This window comes from Rhodovulum viride (assembly GCF_003265965.1).
Lineage (GTDB): Bacteria > Pseudomonadota > Alphaproteobacteria > Rhodobacterales > Rhodobacteraceae > Rhodovulum > Rhodovulum kholense.
On record NZ_MUAV01000010.1, the window covers coordinates 25,194 to 40,697 of the forward strand.

The following is a 15,504-nucleotide window of genomic DNA, read 5'->3' on the forward strand; positions in this document are numbered from 1 at the left end:
TTACGCGCCCAGCGGGGTCAGGCAGCGTTCGACCAAGCTGCGATAGCCACCGCCGAACAGCCGCAGATGCACCAGCGCGGGCCAGAGCTGATAGACCGCCCGCCGCTCGGGCCAGCCCGGGGCCGACGCGCCGTAGCGGTCGCGAAAGGCCGGACCCGGCGTTCCGAAAAGCTCCAGCATTGCCAGATCGACCTCGGCATCGCCATGATAGCAGGCGGGGTCGATCAGCGCGGCGCCTTCCGCTGTGAACAGCACGTTGCCGGTCCACAGATCGCCATGCAGCAGCGACGCTGTCGGCCGGTTTGGGAGCAGATCGCCAAGCCGCAAGGCCAGCGCCTCGACCCGGCGGGCGATGTCGGCGGGCAGCGCCTCGGGCCAGGCCAGAAGCCGCCGGTCGGTCCAGAATCCCGGCCAGTCGCCCGAGGCGCGGTTTGGGAGCGCGGCCGGGCCGAAGGCATAGTCTTCAGGCCAGCCATAGGCTGCGCCCCTCGTCGCATGCAGCCGGGCGAGCCCGTCGCCCAGGGCCGCCCAGCCGTCGGGCGTGGCGCGGATTTCGGCCAGGTATTCCAGGACCAGCAGACCCTCGGTCCCCGCGATGACCTGCGGCGCGGGCGCGCCGGTCGCGGCGATGGCCGCCAGCATCCGGGCCTCGGTCGCGACCCGCGGGCCGGTCTTGGCCACAACCTGCCGGCCGTCACTCAGGGCGACCCGGACCACCTCGGACAGATCGCCGCCCTGCAGCGGCGTGACCCGGGCGACAGGGACGCCCAGCAGTGCCTCGAGCGCCGCGCGGTCAGCCATCCGGCCAAAGCACCGTCGCCGTTCCCGCCGTCATCCGGGGCGCCACCCGGTCGAAGCGCAGATGCGCAATCGCCAGATCGCCCGCGCGGGTGAAGAGCGTACCGGCCTCCTTGCCATTCGCCTCGATCGGCGTGCCAGGCGGGGCCGTGCCCTCGATGCCGACGGTCGCGAGCCCCTTGCGCAGTTCGGTCTTGTGCTTCATCCGCGCGGTGACTTCCTGGCCGACATAGCAGCCCTTGCGGAAATCGACGCCATGCAGCCGCTCGAACCCGGCCTCGAGGATATAGCTAGCGTCGGGGATCAACTCGATCCCGGTCTCGGGGATGCAATGCGCCACGCGGATCGCGTCCCAGTCGGCGACGGGCGGGGTGCCGGGCGTGTCGGAATAGGCGCGCCAGCCCAGCGCCTCGTGGCGCGGGTCGGGCAGGGCGCCGTCGGGGGCGGGGCCAGGCCCGCGCAGCACGTTCAGACCCGAAGGCGCGATCTGCACGTCGGCGCGCAGCTTGTACATCGAAAGCCGCCGTGTCAGCGCCTCGGCGATCTGCGCGCTGACGTCCAGCAGGATCGCCCCGTCGCGTTCGGTCAGCAGGAAATCGGCCAGATACTTGCCCTGCGGGCTGAGCATCGCGGCATAGACAAGCCGCCCCTCCAGCGCCGTGACGTCGTTCGTGACCAGCCCCTGCAGGAACTTCGCGCGATCCGCGCCGGTGATCTTCAGAACCGTCCTGTCCGCCGCCTGCTCGCCCGTCATGGTCCGCCTCCCGCTATGCCGTTTCCGGCCCGAAGGTGTCAGGACTCGGCGGCGAATTGCAAGCGGTAGAGCCCCGCATAAAGCCCGCCTTGCGCCAGCAAGTCCTCGTGACGCCCGTCTTCGCGCACCTGACCGGCCTCCATGACCACGATCCGGGCAGCGTCGCGAACGGTGGCCAGCCGGTGGGCGATCACCAGCGTGGTGCGGCCCTTGGCCAGATGGCTCAACGCCTCCTGCACCGCGCGTTCGGATTGCGCGTCCAGCGCCGAGGTCGCCTCGTCCATCAGCAGGATCGGCGCATCGCGCAGCAGCGCCCGGGCGATGGCCACGCGCTGGCGCTGGCCGCCCGACAGGTTCGAGCCGCGTGGCCCGGCCGGGCTGTCGAGCCCGGCGGGCAGGCCCGGCAGGAACTCGTCGATATGGGCCGCCTCGATCACCTCGCGCAGCCGCGGCTCGGGCACGTCGCGGCCAAGGCAGATGTTGTCGCGCAGGCTGTCGTCGAACATCGGCGCGTCCTGGGTGACGACCGAGAAGAGATCGCGCAGTTCGGTCAGCGCCAGGTCGCGAACCTCGACCCCGCCCACGGTGACACGGCCCGATTGCGGCTCGACGAGCCGGGTCAGCAGGTTGAAGACGGTCGACTTGCCCGCGCCCGAAGGCCCGACCAGCGCGGTCGTTTCACCCGCTTTGGCGGTCAGGCTCAGCCCGCGCAGCACCGGCGTCTCGCCATAGGACAGATGCACGTTCTCCAGCACGACATCGCAGCTCGGGGCCGGGGCAGGCAGGGATTTCGGCTGCGCGGGGGGCAGGATGGTGGCCCTTTCGGAAAAGACCGCGTGGATGCGCTCGAGGCTGGCCAGCGCCGCCTGCCAGGCGCCCGAAACGTTGCCGAGCCGCCGGAGCGGTTCGAAGACCAGCGCGATTGCGGTGAAGAAGGCCATGAAATCGCCGACGGTCTTGCCGCCGTCGATGATCTGCAGCCCGCCGAAGACCAGAACCGCGGCAAAGCCCACGCCGCCCACCAGATCGACCAGCGCCGGCATGCCCGCCTGACCGGCCTGCGCGCGCAGCTGCACCTCGACAAAGCGCGAGACGGTGTCCCCGAAGCGGCCCTTCTCGCGGCGTTCCATCCGGTTCAGCTTGATGGTGACGATGCCGTGAAACATCTCGTCGAGCCGCCCGGCGATCCGCGCGGCCTCTTCGCGCGCGCTGCGGGCGGTGCGCCGGATCCAGCGTTGCAGCATCATCAGCGGAACCACCAGCAGCGGCACGCCCGCCATGGTGATGGCGGTCCAGACCCAGTCGATGGACAGCGCCACCGCCAGCAGTGAAATGAGCGAGACCAGGTCTCGGCCCGCCGCGGTCAGCACCGTGTTCCAGACATTGGCCGCGGCCGTGGTGTCGCCGCGCACCCTCTCAAGAAGTCCGCCCGGCGGGTTCCGCTGGAAATAGGACCCGTCGAGGTCGAGCAGGTGATCGACCATGTCCTTCTGCAGATCGCCGGTGATCGCCAGCCCGGCGCGGGCCATCAGCACCCGCTGGCCGAAGCCGCTGAGCGCGCGGGCCAGGAAGATCGCCAGCACCGCGCCCGCCACGATCGGGATCGCGCCCCGGTCTCCGGCGACGAAGATCCGGTCGAACATCGGCTTGAAGCTGTAGCTGAGTAGCCCTAGCGAGGCGCCCTCGACCGTCATCAGCGCGAGTGCGATGCCGATGGTGGCCGAATGGCGGCGCAGGTAGCCGCGCCAGAGCCAGCCGAAGATCTGTCCGCCGCCCGCCATGCTAGCGCCGCCCCGCCCGGAAGGCGGCTTCGATAGCGGCGGGGTCGTAGCGGCTGGCGATCCAGTCGCGCAGGGTCATGGGCACCTCGGCGGTATCCGCCTCAAGGCGGTCCAGCACCGCGTCGAGCACCCCCGCCTTCGAGCGGCGCGAATGCAGGAAGCGCCAGGACAGCATCTCCCGCGCCCTTGCGACGGGCGCGCCCTCGGCGTGGATGAGATACAGCGCCGAGGCAAAGCCAGCCCGGTCCGAGCCCGACTTGCAATGCATCACCATCGGCCGTTCGGCCCGGTCGAAGAGGTCGAGCAGCGCCAGCAGGTTCTCGCGCGGGACCAGCCGCCGGGCCTTCAGCGTCACGGTTTCAAGCCGCAGCCCCAGCGCGGCGCAGGCCTCTTCCTCTAGCAGGCGGTGCGAGTCCTGGCGCGGTCCGCGCAGCGAAATCACCGTGCGGATGCCCATCTCGCGATAGCGCCGGAGCCGCGCGGCCGACGGGTGGTTCGACCGCCAGACGCCGGGGGCGATCTCTTCGAGATTGGTCCAGAGGATGCGCAGGAAGGCGTGATCCATCAGGTGGAAATGCAAAAGCGCCACCCGCCGCGCGCCGGGCGCGGTCAGATCGGTGCCGTGGCGCCGGGTCATCCGGCGTTCGAACGCCTCGAAACGGGTTTTCAGAAGGTCGAACATCTGGGGCCTTGGCGCGGAAACACGAGGCCGCGAGATAGCCCGAAACCCCGCCTCTGACAAGCAATTGACGGGTTCCCGGGCGAGGCATAACAGAGCTTGGGTCAAGTGCGGAGTCCCCCATGAGCCTCAGATACGGCCGCCCCTACCTCGCCATTCCCGGCCCGTCCGTCATTCCCGACCGGGTGCTGCAGGCGATGCACCAGCCCGCCCCGAACATCTATGGCGGCCCGCTGGTCGATCTTGTCGAAAGCGTCGTGCGCGATCTCAAGGCGGTGGCGCGGACCCGGCACAAGGTCGCGATCTACATCGCCAACGGCCATGGCGGCTGGGAGGCGTCGCTGGCGAACGTGCTGGCGCGCGGCGACCGGGTGCTGGTGCTGGCCACCGGGCGGTTCGGCCATGGCTGGGCCGAGGCCGCGCGGGCGATGGGCGCCGAGGTCGAGATCCTCGATTTCGGCAATCGCGCGACGGTCGATCTGGGCCGGGTCGAAGACCGGCTGCGGGCCGACACGGGCCACCAGATCCGCGCCGTTCTGGTCAGCCATGTGGACACCGCCACCAGCGTGCGGAACGACGTCGCGGGCGTGCGGGCCGCGATGGAGGCCGCCGGGCATCCGGCGCTTCTGATGGCCGACTGCATCGCCTCGCTGGCCTGCGACCGGTTCGAGATGGACGCCTGGGGCGTCGATGTGATGGTTGCCGCCTGCCAGAAGGGGCTGATGGTGCCGCCGGGTCTGGCTTTCGTCTTCCTTGGGCCGAAGGCCGAAGAGGCACGGGCGCGCGCCGATCTGGCCACGCCCTACTGGGACTGGACGCCGCGCGCCAACCCGCAGGAATTCTATCAGTATTTCGGGGGCACCGCGCCGACCCATCACCTGTACGGCCTGCGGGCCGCACTTGACATGCTGGTGCATGAAGAGGGGCTCGAGGCGGCCTGGGACCGCCACGCCCGACTGGCCCGCGCGATCTGGGCCGCGATCGAGGCCTGGGGGCAGGGCGGGCCGATCGCGCTGAACATGACCGATCCGGCCTTGCGCAGCCATGCCGTCACCTCGGTCCGGATCGATCCGCCCCATGGCACGGCGCTGCGCGAGTGGCTGAGCGAGACCGCGGGAGTGACCCTCGGCATCGGGCTTGGCATGGCGGCGCCGGGCGATCCGGCCTGGCACGGGTTCTTCCGGATCGGCCATATGGGCCATGTGAACGCGCATATGATCCTCGGCGCGCTTGGCACGATGGAGGCCGGGTTCAAAGCGCTGGGCGTCGCCCATGGCGCGGGCGCGCTCGAGGCCGCGGCGGGGGTGATCGCCGGGCGCTGACGCGTCAGGGCACAGGGGTCAGGGCAGGGCGATCTCGGCCAGAAGCCCGCGATGGTTCGATCCGAGATCGGCGCCGAAGGGGGCGAGGCGCACGAGCCGCGCGCCGCCCCCGACCAGCACCTGATCGACCGGCACCCCGAAACGCCCCGCGGCCACCGGCCAGGTCGCGACCGGCAGGCGCGCGGTCGCCATGCCGGTCGCGTCATTGATCTGCGACAGTGTCCGGCTCCAGGGCGCGGCGTTGAAATCGCCGATGGCGACCGCCGGGTCGGGCAGCCAGCCAAGCTGGGCGGTCAGCCGACCCAGCTCGGTCTCGGCTAGGCCCGACATCCAGGGTTTCAGAAGCTGGAGCCCGGCCAGAAAGACCCGCTTGCCGCTGGCGGTCTCGATCTTGGCCACGGCATAGCGGCGGGGCCAGACCGGGTTCAGCGACATCGCCCAGAACCGCTTGGGCGCGGTGCGCGCCGCCAGCACGATCTGGCAGGCCCCGGGGCTGCAAGGCGAGACGAAAGCGTAGTGCGTTCGCAAAAGCGGCAGGCCCGCGGCAACGGCCTCGGCTTCGGCGAAGAGGACGATATCGGGGTCCGCGTCGATCACGGCGCGGATGATGGTCTCGGCGGGGGTGCGATTGCCGGAATAGGCGTTGAAGAAGAGGATGCGCAGATCGGGGGCGCGGTCGGGCAGCGCGGGCAGGCTCTGGCGCAGGTGCAGCGCCCCGAGCCCGGCCAGCGCGGCCAGCGCGGCCAGCGCCAGCATGGGGCCGAGACGGCGCAGCCCCAGCACCGCCGCGCCCAGGGCAAGCGCCAGCGCGCCGCCCAGAAGCCAGGGCGCGAGCGCGTCGAGGATGCGCGCCAGGGGCCCGGCCGCGCTGCCCCCGGGTATGAAGCGAGCGCTTGCCCCGGCCAGAAGGGCCAGGGCCGATACCATCGCCAGCGCCCCGGCCGTCTGAGGTTTCCAGATCACCGCCCGCCTCCTGATGCCCCCGTTCGGACTGGCCGAGCGCGGGCGGGCCGTCAAGCCCGGGCTGCGGGGGCGGCTCAGAACGGCCAGACCAGAAGGATCATCGGTACCGAAACCGCGATCACGATCAGTTCCAGCGGCAGGCCCATCCGCCAGTAATCGCCAAAGCGATAGCCGCCGGGGCCGAGGATCAGCGTGTTGTTCTTGTGGCCGATGGGGGTGAGGAAGGCGCAGGAGGCCGCAACCGCCACCGCCATCAGGAACGGGTCGGGGCTGACCCCCAGCGCTTGGGCCACCTGGATGCCGACGGGGGCCGCGACCACCGCCGTCGCGGTATTGTTCAGCACATCCGACAGGCACATGGTGGCCACCATCAATGCGGTCAGGATCACCCAGGGCGGCATGTCGCCGGTCAGCCCGACCAGCGTTTCCGCGATCAGACGGGTGCCGCCGCTTTCTTCCAGCGCCACGCCAAGCGGGATCATCGAGCCGAGCAGCACCACCACCGGCCATTCGACATGGGAATAGACCTCGGCGATGGGGATGATCCGGGCCGCGACATAGCCGATCACGACGAGGCCGATGGCGATGGTCAGATCGACCAGCCCCACGCTGGCCGCCGCCACCGCCGCCGCGAACAGCCCGATGGCGACCCAGGTCTTGCGGGTGTCGGTCACCGCCAGCCCGCGATCGGCCAGCGCCAGACAGCCCAGCCAGTCGACCACGTCCTGCGCCACGTCCTGCGGCGTCAGCAGCAGCAGGATGTCGCCGGGCCGGACTCTGGTCTTGCGGATCTGCTGGCGGATCGGACGGCCCTGCCGCGAGATCCCCAGCAACACCGTGCGCCGCCGCCAGGCCAGCCCGACCAGCTGGGCAGACCGCCCGGCGATGCGCGCCTGTTCGGGCACCACGACCTCGACCACGGTCAGCCCCGCGCCCTCGGCCTTCAGCCGTTCCTCATTGGCGCCCTCGGCGAAATCGAGCGAGAGTGCCGCGCGGAACTCGTCCAGCGCCTCGGGGCTTGCCTCGATCACCAGCGAGTCGCCCGCCGCCAGCGCGGTGCCGCGTTGCAGCCCGTAAAGCCGCTTGCCGCCCCGGACCAGTCCCAGCAGGGCGACGTCATTGGCTTCGGCCTCGGGGTCGAGATCGGCAAGCCGCTGGCCGATCAGCTTCGAGCCCTCGGGCACGGTCAGCTCGGCGATATAGGAGGAATAGTCCGACATCGGGTCGGCCGAGGCGTCGAGCCCGGCGCTTTTCGGGATCAGCCGCCAGCCGACCAGTGCGACGAAGGCGATGCCCGCCAGCGCCGCGACGCCCCCAACGGGGGCGAAGTCGAACATGCGGAAGGACTGGCCGGTCGCGTCCTGGCGAAAGGCCGCGATGATGATGTTGGGCGGCGTGCCGATCAGCGTGACCATGCCGCCCAGGATGGTGGCGAAGGACAGGGGCATCAGGCTCAGCCCCGGCGCGCGCCCGGCCTTGCGCGCGGTCTGGATATCGACCGGCATCAGCAGGGCCAGCGCGGCCACATTGTTCATGAAGGCAGACAAGAGCCCGCCAATGCCCCCCATGATCGCGATATGGGGCCCGAGCCCGCGGGCGCTGTCGACCAGCGTCCGGGTGATCAGATAGACCGCGCCCGAGCGCACGAGCCCGGCCGAGACCACCAACACCAGCGCCACCACCAGCGTCGCGGGATGGCCGAAGCCCTCGAAGGCGCGGTCGGGTTTCACCACGCCCAGCAGCACGGCCGCCATCAGCGCCGCGAAGGCCACCAGATCGTAGCGCCACCGGCCCCAGATCAGGGCGACGAAGACGGTGGCGAAAAGCGCAAACAGAATGAACTGGTCCTGGGTCAATCAGGGTCTCCCGGCTGTCCGGCGTCCAAGCGCCGGAGGGTTTCACCCGACCCAACGCCCCGAGCAGGCTTGCAGGTCCGCGTCTGCCTGACATATAGAGAGCCCCGTCGAATTCAGAAAGCCAAGTGGGGTTCCATGGCAGGCCATTCCAAATGGGCGAACATCCAGCACCGCAAGGGGCGGCAGGATGCGGCGCGCTCCAAGCTGTTCTCGAAGTTCAGCAAGGAGATCACCGTTGCCGCCAAGATGGGCGACCCGGACCCTGACAAGAACCCGCGCCTGCGCCTGGCGATCAAGGAAGCCAAGGCGCAGTCCATGCCCAAGGACAATATCGAGCGCGCCATCAAGAAGGCGATCGGCGGCGAGGGCGACAATTACGAGGAAATCCGCTACGAGGGCTACGGCCCCGGCGGGGTGGCGGTGATCGTCGAGGCGATGACCGACAACCGCAACCGGACCGCGTCGAACGTGCGCTCGACCTTCACCAAATATGGCGGCAATCTCGGCGAGACCGGGTCGGTGGCCTTCATGTTCGAGCGGATGGGCGAGATCGTCTATCCGGCCTCGGCGGGCGATGCCGACACGGTGATGATGGCGGCCATCGAGGCGGGCGCGCAGGATGTGGAAAGCTCGGATGACGAGCATGTGATCTACACCGCCGATACCGACCTGAACGAGGTCGCGACCAAGATGGAAGCGGACCTGGGCGAAAGCGAGTCCACCAAGCTGATCTGGAAGCCCGGCAATACCACCGAGATGGATCTCGAGGGCATGCAGAAGCTGATGAAGCTGATCGACGCGCTCGAGGATGACGACGACGTCCAGCACGTCACCACCAATTTCTCGGCCAACGACGAGGTGCTGGAACAGCTCTGAGCCCTTGGGGGCGCAGTTTCAGGCCGCGCGGGTCCGGTGACGGGCGCGCGCGGTTTTCATTTCAGCTTCTGCAGCGTCGAGTCCGAGGCATAGCCCGCCAGCAGCGCGGCGCGCCAGTCGAGGATCTGCTCGCCCATCGCGGCCAGCACCAGAAGCCCGACGATGCAGGAAAAAAGCCCCAGCGCGAGATAGGGCCGGGCCTCGCGCCAGATCCGTACCCAGACCGGCGGGGCCGCAGCCTCCAGCGTCCCGGACGGGGTTGCGGGCAGGGCATGGCGCACGATCGGCAACACCACGCTGATCGCCACGCCCAGGATCACCCATGGATACATCGCCCAGATTTCCATCCCCCGTCCCCCTTGCCCGGATGCTTTGCCCGCCGATCATAACCCGCGCGGCCGCGCCCCGCATCCATTCCGGCGGATCCGATGTGCTGACCCGGCGCATTTCCCGCTTGGCGTGTGCTTGGGCTGGGCCCTAGACTGACCCCGCGCCGGGGCTTCGGCGCTGCAGGAGGTGTCCATGGCCGAGCCCGCGAGCCACGCGATCGGACGTTTCGACAAGTCGTTCCTGATCCACATGATCAAGGACTTTTTCCTGGTCCTTCTGGCGGTGACGGTGCTGGAATTCGCGCTGAAGGCGGCGCTTGTCTATTACAAGTTCGAGACGCGCGGGCAGGAACAGGCGCGGGCCGTGGCCGAGGATCTGGCCGAGAACATCCGCGCCATCATGCGCAACGAGGGCGGGCCGGTGGCGGCGCGCACCATGTACCCGATCCTCGAACGCAACTGGGACGACCTGGGCTACAAGATCGCCATTTCGCCGTCGCCGGTCACGGTCCGCTCGATCGAGGCGCTGTTCGGCTTTACCCCCGAGGGGATCCCTTTTGGCGACTGGCCCGACGGCCGGTTCCGCGAGGCCGAGGTCGAGATCGCCGCCGAGACCTTCTGCCTGACCTGCCATGCCGAGGCCGAGGTCGGGCAGGTTCTGGGCCGCGTCACGGTGCGGGACTATCTGGAACGGGACTTCGCCGCCTGGCTTGACGACGTGACGCTCAGCGCGGGACTTGCCGTGGGCAAGATCGTGCTGCATTCGATCCTGCTGTTCCTGATCCTCCGGGCCCGGATGGAGCCGCTTTTGCGGCTGCGGGGCACGGTGGCGGGGCTTGCGCGCGCCTTCGGGACGCTCAGCGAACGGGCCGAGGTGCGCACCGCCGATGAATTCGGCGCGCTCGCCCATGACCTGAACCTCTTTCTCGACCGCATTAGCCGGCTGATCGACGAGCTGAACGCGGTGCTGCGCCGGGTGGTGCGGGTCAATGACGACATCGTCTCGGTGCAAGGCGCGCTGCGCGGGCAGGTCGACCGGCTGGTCGGGGGCGTCCGGCGGCTGGAACGCGACGCGATGCTGACTGCCAAGCGCGAACCGCTGCTGTCGCAGGCCTGGTTCGATGCGATCAGGGGGGCCGTCGCCGATCTTGATGCGGCACTCGCTCGGGCGGGCGAGGCGCCGCAGGCGGCCGAACTGGTCTCGGACCTGTCTGCGGTCATCGCCAATGCCGAGGCGCAGATCGCGGCCAGCCAGCGATTGTTCGAAGGCCTCGCGGGGCTCGGCGACGAGACCGAGGCGCTGAAGGGCGCCATCGCCGACATGGTTCGCATGGAAGAACGCATGAAGCTGATCATCGAGACCGGAGGCACCCTGGTTCAGCGCCTGCGCCCCGATCTGGCCGAAGCCGCGCCCGCGACCCTTCCCGAAAAGCGCTCGGTCCCCGTCTGAGGCGCCCGACCCGATGCCAGCGATGTCTTACGTGGCCGCGCTTGCAAGGCGGTCCCCGCCGTGGCAAGCGGGAAGACATGGCGATGCAGTCGGTGCCCGCAAGGGGCCAGAACCCGGTCGCGGGCATTCTCTGGATGCTGGTGACCGGGGTGTGTTTTGTGGCGGTAACCGCGCTGGTGAAGCTCTCTGGGCAGGGCATCCCGGCGGCGCAATCGGCCTTTCTGCGCTATGTGCTGGGTCTTGTCTTCCTGCTGCCGGTGCTGGGGCGTCTGTCGCGCCTCCGGATGGACCGGGGCCGGCTGATGCTGTACGGCGGCCGCGGTCTGGCCCATGCGCTGGGCGTGATCTGCTGGTTCTTCGCGATGACCCGGATCCCGGTCGCCGAGGTCACGGCAATGAACTACCTCAACCCGATCTACGTCACCCTGGGCGCCGCGCTCCTGTTCGGCGAGAGGCTGGCGGCGCGGCGCATTCTGGCCATCGCCGCCGCCTTTCTGGGGGTGCTGGTGATCCTGCGCCCGGGGTTTCGCGAAATCTCGGACGGTCATGTCGCGATGCTGTTCACGGCCGTCCTTTTCGGCATCTCCTATCTGACCGCCAAGCTGCTGAGCGAACGTGACGATGCGGTGGTGGTGGTCGCGATGATGTCGATCGCGGTGACCGTCGTGCTGGCGCCGGTCGCGTTGGCGGTCTGGGTCACGCCGCGCTGGGATCAGGTGGCGGGGCTGTTCCTGGTCGCCCTTTTCGCGACCGCCGGGCATTACACCATGACCCGCGCCTTCCGCGCCGCGCCGCTGACCGTGACCCAGCCGATCACTTTCCTGCAACTGGTCTGGGCGACGCTGGTCGGCTGGCTGGCCTTCGGCGAGGCAGTCGATGGCTGGGTGCTGCTGGGCGGAGGCATGATCATCGGATCGGTCGTCTTCATCACCTGGCGCGAGGCGGTCCATAAAAGGCGCGCAGTGACGCCGCCGGCCCATGCGCCGGAAACGTAGCGTCAGCCGGGCTTGAGCGGGCGGGCCGCCGCGCTAGCGTCAGATCCATGAAAGACGATTGGGCATTGGCCCTGAGAACCGGGCTTCCCGACACGCTGAGGGTTCTGCTTGCGGACTATCCGCGCGATCTCTGGGACAGCACCGTGCCCCCCGATGGTGTGACCCGCTTCTGGCTCGACCGGCATATCATGTTCCGGTCGCTTCTGGCGCAGATGGAAGACGAGGCCCGCCGCCTTTACGACGGTGCGGCGCCGCCGGAGCCCGCGATCCGCGCCGTCCGGCGCCAGGCCGCCATCTTGCTCAGCGAACTTTACGGCCATCACAAGATCGAGGATCTGCATTATTTCCCTCAGCTTGCATCGCTCGAGCCACGGCTGGGTGCGGGCTTCGAGATCCTCGATGCCGATCACCACGCGTTCGAGGGGCATCTCGACGCCCTCGCGACGGCGGTGGGCACACTGATCGGGGCCGAGTCCGAGGCGCAGCACGACGCGGCGGGGCGGCTTCAGGCGCGGCTGGACCGCTTCGGCTGGTTCCTCGACCGCCACCTGTTCGACGAGGAAGAAATCGTCGTCCCGATCCTTCTGCGGCACGGCGAAGGGCTTGTCGGCTGAGGCCGCCCTTTGATCGGTGTCAAGGACGGCGCAGATCCCACGCTCCTAGGCTTCGGTTCAGGTATGGGAGTACAGGAGGAGGCGATGACCCACACGCCGCACGAGCTTGCCGCGGATTTTCCCGACAAGGCGCGTCTGATCGAGGCGCTGAAGGACAGCGACGCCCATTTCGCGCGCCTCTTTCAGGAGTATCACGAGATCAACGGCGCGGTGCACCGGGCCGAGAGCGATGTCGAACCGACCGACGACCTGCACCTGACCGAGATGCGCAAGACGCGGATGCATCTGAAGGACGAACTGGTCCGCATCCTAAATCAAGCCTCGGCCTGACGCCGCGCCCTCAGTCGGCGACCTCGTAGGGCAAGAGGCCGCGACGGTTGGCATCGACCGTCAGGCGCCGTTCCAGCGGCGGCACGGCGCGCTGGTGGCAGTCGCGGCGTTCGCAGATCCGGCACGAGATCCCTATGGGTTCGTAGGCGGCGGAATTGCCGGTATCGAGATCGTCGGCATAGACCAGCTGATCGGCATGGCGCACCTCGCAGCCCAGCCCGATGGCATAGCGGCGGACCGGAGCACGCCAGGCGCCCCCCGGTTTCGACACGTCGCGGGCCAGCGAGACATAGCGCAGCCCGTCCGGCGTCTCGGCCAGCTGGCGCAGGAACCGTCCCGGCGTCTCGAAGGCGCGATGCACGTTCCAAAGCGGGCAGGCGCCCCCGAACCGCGCGAATTGCAGCCGCGTGGTCGAGTGGCGCTTGGTGATCGTTCCGGCCTGATCGACCCGCACGAAGAAGAAGGGCAGCCCCTTGGCGCCGGGGCGCTGCAGGGTCGAAAGCCGGTGGGCCACCTGCTCGATCGAGGCGCCGAAGCGGTCCGCCAGCAGTTCCAGATCGTGGCGCGTCTCCTGCGCCGCCTCGAGGAAGCGGTTATAGGGCAGGAGTGCCGCGCCCGCGAAATAGTTCGCCATGCCGATCCGGGCAATGGCGCGGGCCGCCGGGCTTTGGAACCGGGCGAGGTCCAGCGTGGCTTCCAGCAGTTGCGACTGTGTCAGAAGGGCGATCTGGTGCAAGAGCTGAAACCGCCGGGTCGGGCCGCGCAGGTGGCTGGACAGGGTCAGCGTCCGGCTGTCTTCGTCATAGGCACGAAGCCCGGGAATATCCTTGAAGGTCAAAGATATGCCCTGCGATTCCAATGCGGCGAGGGCGCGCTGTTCGGGGTCGGGGCCGCCTTCCGGCCCGCGTGCGAAACGTTCCGCTGCGCGGTCCATGGCGTCGATGTAATTGTCGCAATAGTGAAAGAAGTCGCGCACCTCCTCCCAAGGGGACGGCCCCAGGGACGCATCCTCGCGCCCCAGCGCCTCGTCCAGTGAGGCAAGCCGTTCATGGCTTTGGCGATAGGCGCGGTGCAGTTCCAGAAAGGCGCGGGCCAGCGCCGGGGCGTTCGAGGCGGCAAGCCTGAGATCGGCCAGCGGCGGGGCCAGGTCGCTGAAGACCGGGTCGGCGAGCGCCTCGCGCATGTCGCTGACCAGGCGTTCGGCATCGCCTTCGGACAGTTCGGTCACGTCGAAGCCGAATTCCGAGGCCAGCGCCAGCAGAACCGAAGACGAGACCGGACGGTTGTTGTTCTCCATCTGGTTCAGATAGGGCAGCGAGATCCCCAGCCGGGCCGCGAAGTCCTTCTGGGTCAGTCCCAGCCTGGTCCGCGTCTCGCGCAGCTTGACGCCGGCATAGAGTTTGCGTGTCGCCATGGCGGGCCTCGCTTTGCGGATTTGCCACCCGTTATGGTAGCCTTTGCAAAGCGGCCGCGCAAGCCGGGGCTCGAATCCAGGTTCAGCCTTTCGGCATCGACGCGATGGGGCCTTCGCGGCTGTCGATCCAGCGCACGTAAAGCACGGCGACGACCGCGGCAGCCGAGGTTGCGGCCATGATGATCAGCAGCGGCCAGGCGCCGGTGCCGGGTTTCAGCAATGCGCCCGCCAGCGCCGACAGCGCCGCGCCCCCGCCGATCATGATCGCCCCGCCCAGCCCGCTGGCCGTGCCCGCCAGATGCGGACGCACCGACAGCGTCCCGGCAATGGCATTGGGCAGCACCATGCCATTGCCAAGCCCGACCAGCGACATCGCTCCGAAGAAGGCCAGCGGATGCATGAGGCCAAGGCCGAACAGCGCCATCGACACGCCCGGCGCGACCAGCGCGATCAGCGTGCCCCAGAAGATCATCCCGTTGATGCCGACCCGGACCGAGTAGCGCCCCGACAGGAAGTTGCCCCCCATGTAGCCGACCGCCACGATCCCGAAATAAAGCCCCAGCGTCGAGGGAGAGAGCCCGAAGACATGGCTGCCCACGAAGGGCGCGCCGCCGAGATAGGCAAAGAAGGCGCCCGACGAGAAAGCCGCGGTCAGCGCATAGCCCCAGAAGCGGCGCGACCGCACCAGTTCGGGATACTGCCGGAACTGGCCCAGCAGGCTGACATCCCGCGGCGCGGCGGTTTCGCCCAGATCGGCCCAGACCAGCGCCAGCACGCCGAGCCCGGCCACGACCAGGGCGGCGAAGGTCGATTGCCAGCCCCAGATCTCGTCCAGCACGCCGCCGATGGTCGGGCCGATCATCGGCACCAGTGCCATGCCCATGGTGACATAGCCGATCATCGAAGCGGCCTGGCTGTCGGCGACCATGTCGCGCACCACAGCACGGCTCAGCACCATGCCGGTCACGATCACCGCCTGGGCCATGCGGAAGGCCATGAAGACCTCGATCGTCGGGGCCAGCATGCAGCCCAGCGTGGCGACCAGGAAAAGCGCGGTCGAGATCAGCAGCACCGGCCGCCGCCCGTAGCGGTCCGAGATCGGCCCGATCATCAGCTGCAGCACCGCGTTCACTGCCAGATAGGCCGCGACCGACAGCTGCATCACGCCATAGTCGGTGCCGAAATGCGCGGCCATCTGCGGCAGCGACGGCAGGAAGATGTTCATGGTCAGGGCCGGCAGGCCGGCCAGCAAAACCAGGGTCAGCACATGGGGTGGGGTGGTGCGGTCCAGAAAACGGACTTTGGGCTGCGGCATCATGACTTCCGGGTAGGGGGCAAAGCGG

Annotated in this window: 15 protein-coding genes; 6 read left to right on the forward strand and 9 right to left on the reverse strand. The window is 68.9% G+C overall.

Annotated elements, in window-relative coordinates; genetic code table 11:
- From BYZ73_RS10220 to BYZ73_RS10235, 4 genes are read right to left on the reverse strand one after another with little or no spacing between them, the layout of a single operon-like run.
- Complete coding sequence (locus BYZ73_RS10220) at positions 1 to 801, reverse strand: fructosamine kinase family protein (RefSeq protein WP_112315870.1); 801 nt, start codon at positions 799 to 801, stop codon at positions 1 to 3.
- A complete protein-coding gene (gene ygfZ, locus BYZ73_RS10225; protein WP_112315871.1) occupies positions 794 to 1,552 on the reverse strand; it encodes a CAF17-like 4Fe-4S cluster assembly/insertion protein YgfZ in 759 nt (252 codons plus the stop codon). The genes BYZ73_RS10220 and ygfZ overlap by 8 nt, the downstream gene beginning before the upstream one ends.
- Positions 1,553 to 1,590: 38 nt before the next feature.
- Positions 1,591 to 3,333, reverse strand: a complete 1,743-nt coding sequence (locus BYZ73_RS10230; protein ID WP_112315872.1) for an ABC transporter ATP-binding protein — start codon at positions 3,331 to 3,333, stop codon at positions 1,591 to 1,593.
- Between the two features lies 1 nt (position 3,334).
- Positions 3,335 to 4,015, reverse strand: a complete 681-nt coding sequence (locus tag BYZ73_RS10235) for a tyrosine-protein phosphatase (RefSeq protein WP_108026559.1) — start codon at positions 4,013 to 4,015, stop codon at positions 3,335 to 3,337.
- A 119-nt stretch (positions 4,016 to 4,134) separates the two neighbouring features.
- Between BYZ73_RS10235 and BYZ73_RS10240 the strand changes: the two genes are divergently transcribed.
- The gene (locus tag BYZ73_RS10240; protein WP_108026562.1) at positions 4,135 to 5,334 is read left to right on the forward strand and encodes a pyridoxal-phosphate-dependent aminotransferase family protein; all 1,200 of its coding nucleotides are present in this window, start codon (positions 4,135 to 4,137) and stop codon (positions 5,332 to 5,334) included.
- Positions 5,335 to 5,352: 18 nt separating this feature from the next.
- On the opposite strand, the gene BYZ73_RS10245 is transcribed toward BYZ73_RS10240, so the two are convergent.
- Both BYZ73_RS10245 and BYZ73_RS10250 read right to left on the reverse strand, forming a co-directional pair.
- Positions 5,353 to 6,297, reverse strand: coding sequence for an endonuclease/exonuclease/phosphatase family protein (locus BYZ73_RS10245; protein WP_112315873.1), 945 nt, complete (start codon positions 6,295 to 6,297; stop codon positions 5,353 to 5,355).
- A 74-nt stretch (positions 6,298 to 6,371) separates the two neighbouring features.
- Entirely contained in the window at positions 6,372 to 8,153 is a 1,782-nt protein-coding gene (locus BYZ73_RS10250; RefSeq protein WP_112315874.1) for an SLC13 family permease, read from the reverse strand.
- Between the two features lie 135 nt (positions 8,154 to 8,288).
- On the opposite strand from BYZ73_RS10250, the gene BYZ73_RS10255 reads away from it, so the two are divergent.
- Complete coding sequence (locus tag BYZ73_RS10255; RefSeq protein ID WP_112315875.1) at positions 8,289 to 9,029, forward strand: YebC/PmpR family DNA-binding transcriptional regulator; 741 nt, start codon at positions 8,289 to 8,291, stop codon at positions 9,027 to 9,029.
- Between the two features lie 56 nt (positions 9,030 to 9,085).
- On the opposite strand, the gene BYZ73_RS10260 is transcribed toward BYZ73_RS10255, so the two are convergent.
- On the reverse strand, positions 9,086 to 9,376 hold the full coding sequence (locus tag BYZ73_RS10260; protein WP_108026577.1) for a hypothetical protein: 291 nt from the start codon (positions 9,374 to 9,376) through the stop codon (positions 9,086 to 9,088).
- A gap of 175 nt (positions 9,377 to 9,551) precedes the next feature.
- Between BYZ73_RS10260 and BYZ73_RS10265 the strand changes: the two genes are divergently transcribed.
- The 4 genes from BYZ73_RS10265 to BYZ73_RS10280 all read left to right on the forward strand — a co-directional run bounded on the left by BYZ73_RS10265 (position 9,552) and on the right by BYZ73_RS10280 (position 12,747).
- A complete protein-coding gene (locus tag BYZ73_RS10265; protein ID WP_112315876.1) occupies positions 9,552 to 10,808 on the forward strand; it encodes a methyl-accepting chemotaxis protein in 1,257 nt (418 codons plus the stop codon).
- Positions 10,809 to 10,885: 77 nt separating this feature from the next.
- The gene (locus BYZ73_RS10270; protein WP_112315877.1) at positions 10,886 to 11,803 is read left to right on the forward strand and encodes a DMT family transporter; all 918 of its coding nucleotides are present in this window, start codon (positions 10,886 to 10,888) and stop codon (positions 11,801 to 11,803) included.
- A gap of 47 nt (positions 11,804 to 11,850) precedes the next feature.
- On the forward strand, positions 11,851 to 12,417 hold the full coding sequence (locus BYZ73_RS10275) for a hemerythrin domain-containing protein (protein ID WP_112315878.1): 567 nt from the start codon (positions 11,851 to 11,853) through the stop codon (positions 12,415 to 12,417).
- Between the two features lie 84 nt (positions 12,418 to 12,501).
- Positions 12,502 to 12,747, forward strand: coding sequence for an HP1242/YdcH family protein (locus tag BYZ73_RS10280; RefSeq protein WP_108026588.1), 246 nt, complete (start codon positions 12,502 to 12,504; stop codon positions 12,745 to 12,747).
- A 10-nt stretch (positions 12,748 to 12,757) separates the two neighbouring features.
- Here BYZ73_RS10280 and BYZ73_RS10285 read toward each other — a convergent pair whose 3' ends face one another.
- Both BYZ73_RS10285 and BYZ73_RS10290 read right to left on the reverse strand, forming a co-directional pair.
- Entirely contained in the window at positions 12,758 to 14,161 is a 1,404-nt protein-coding gene (locus tag BYZ73_RS10285) for a helix-turn-helix domain-containing protein (protein ID WP_108026591.1), read from the reverse strand.
- Between the two features lie 82 nt (positions 14,162 to 14,243).
- The gene (locus tag BYZ73_RS10290) at positions 14,244 to 15,479 is read right to left on the reverse strand and encodes a multidrug effflux MFS transporter (RefSeq protein ID WP_112315879.1); all 1,236 of its coding nucleotides are present in this window, start codon (positions 15,477 to 15,479) and stop codon (positions 14,244 to 14,246) included.
- Between the last annotated feature and the right edge of the window lie 25 nt (positions 15,480 to 15,504).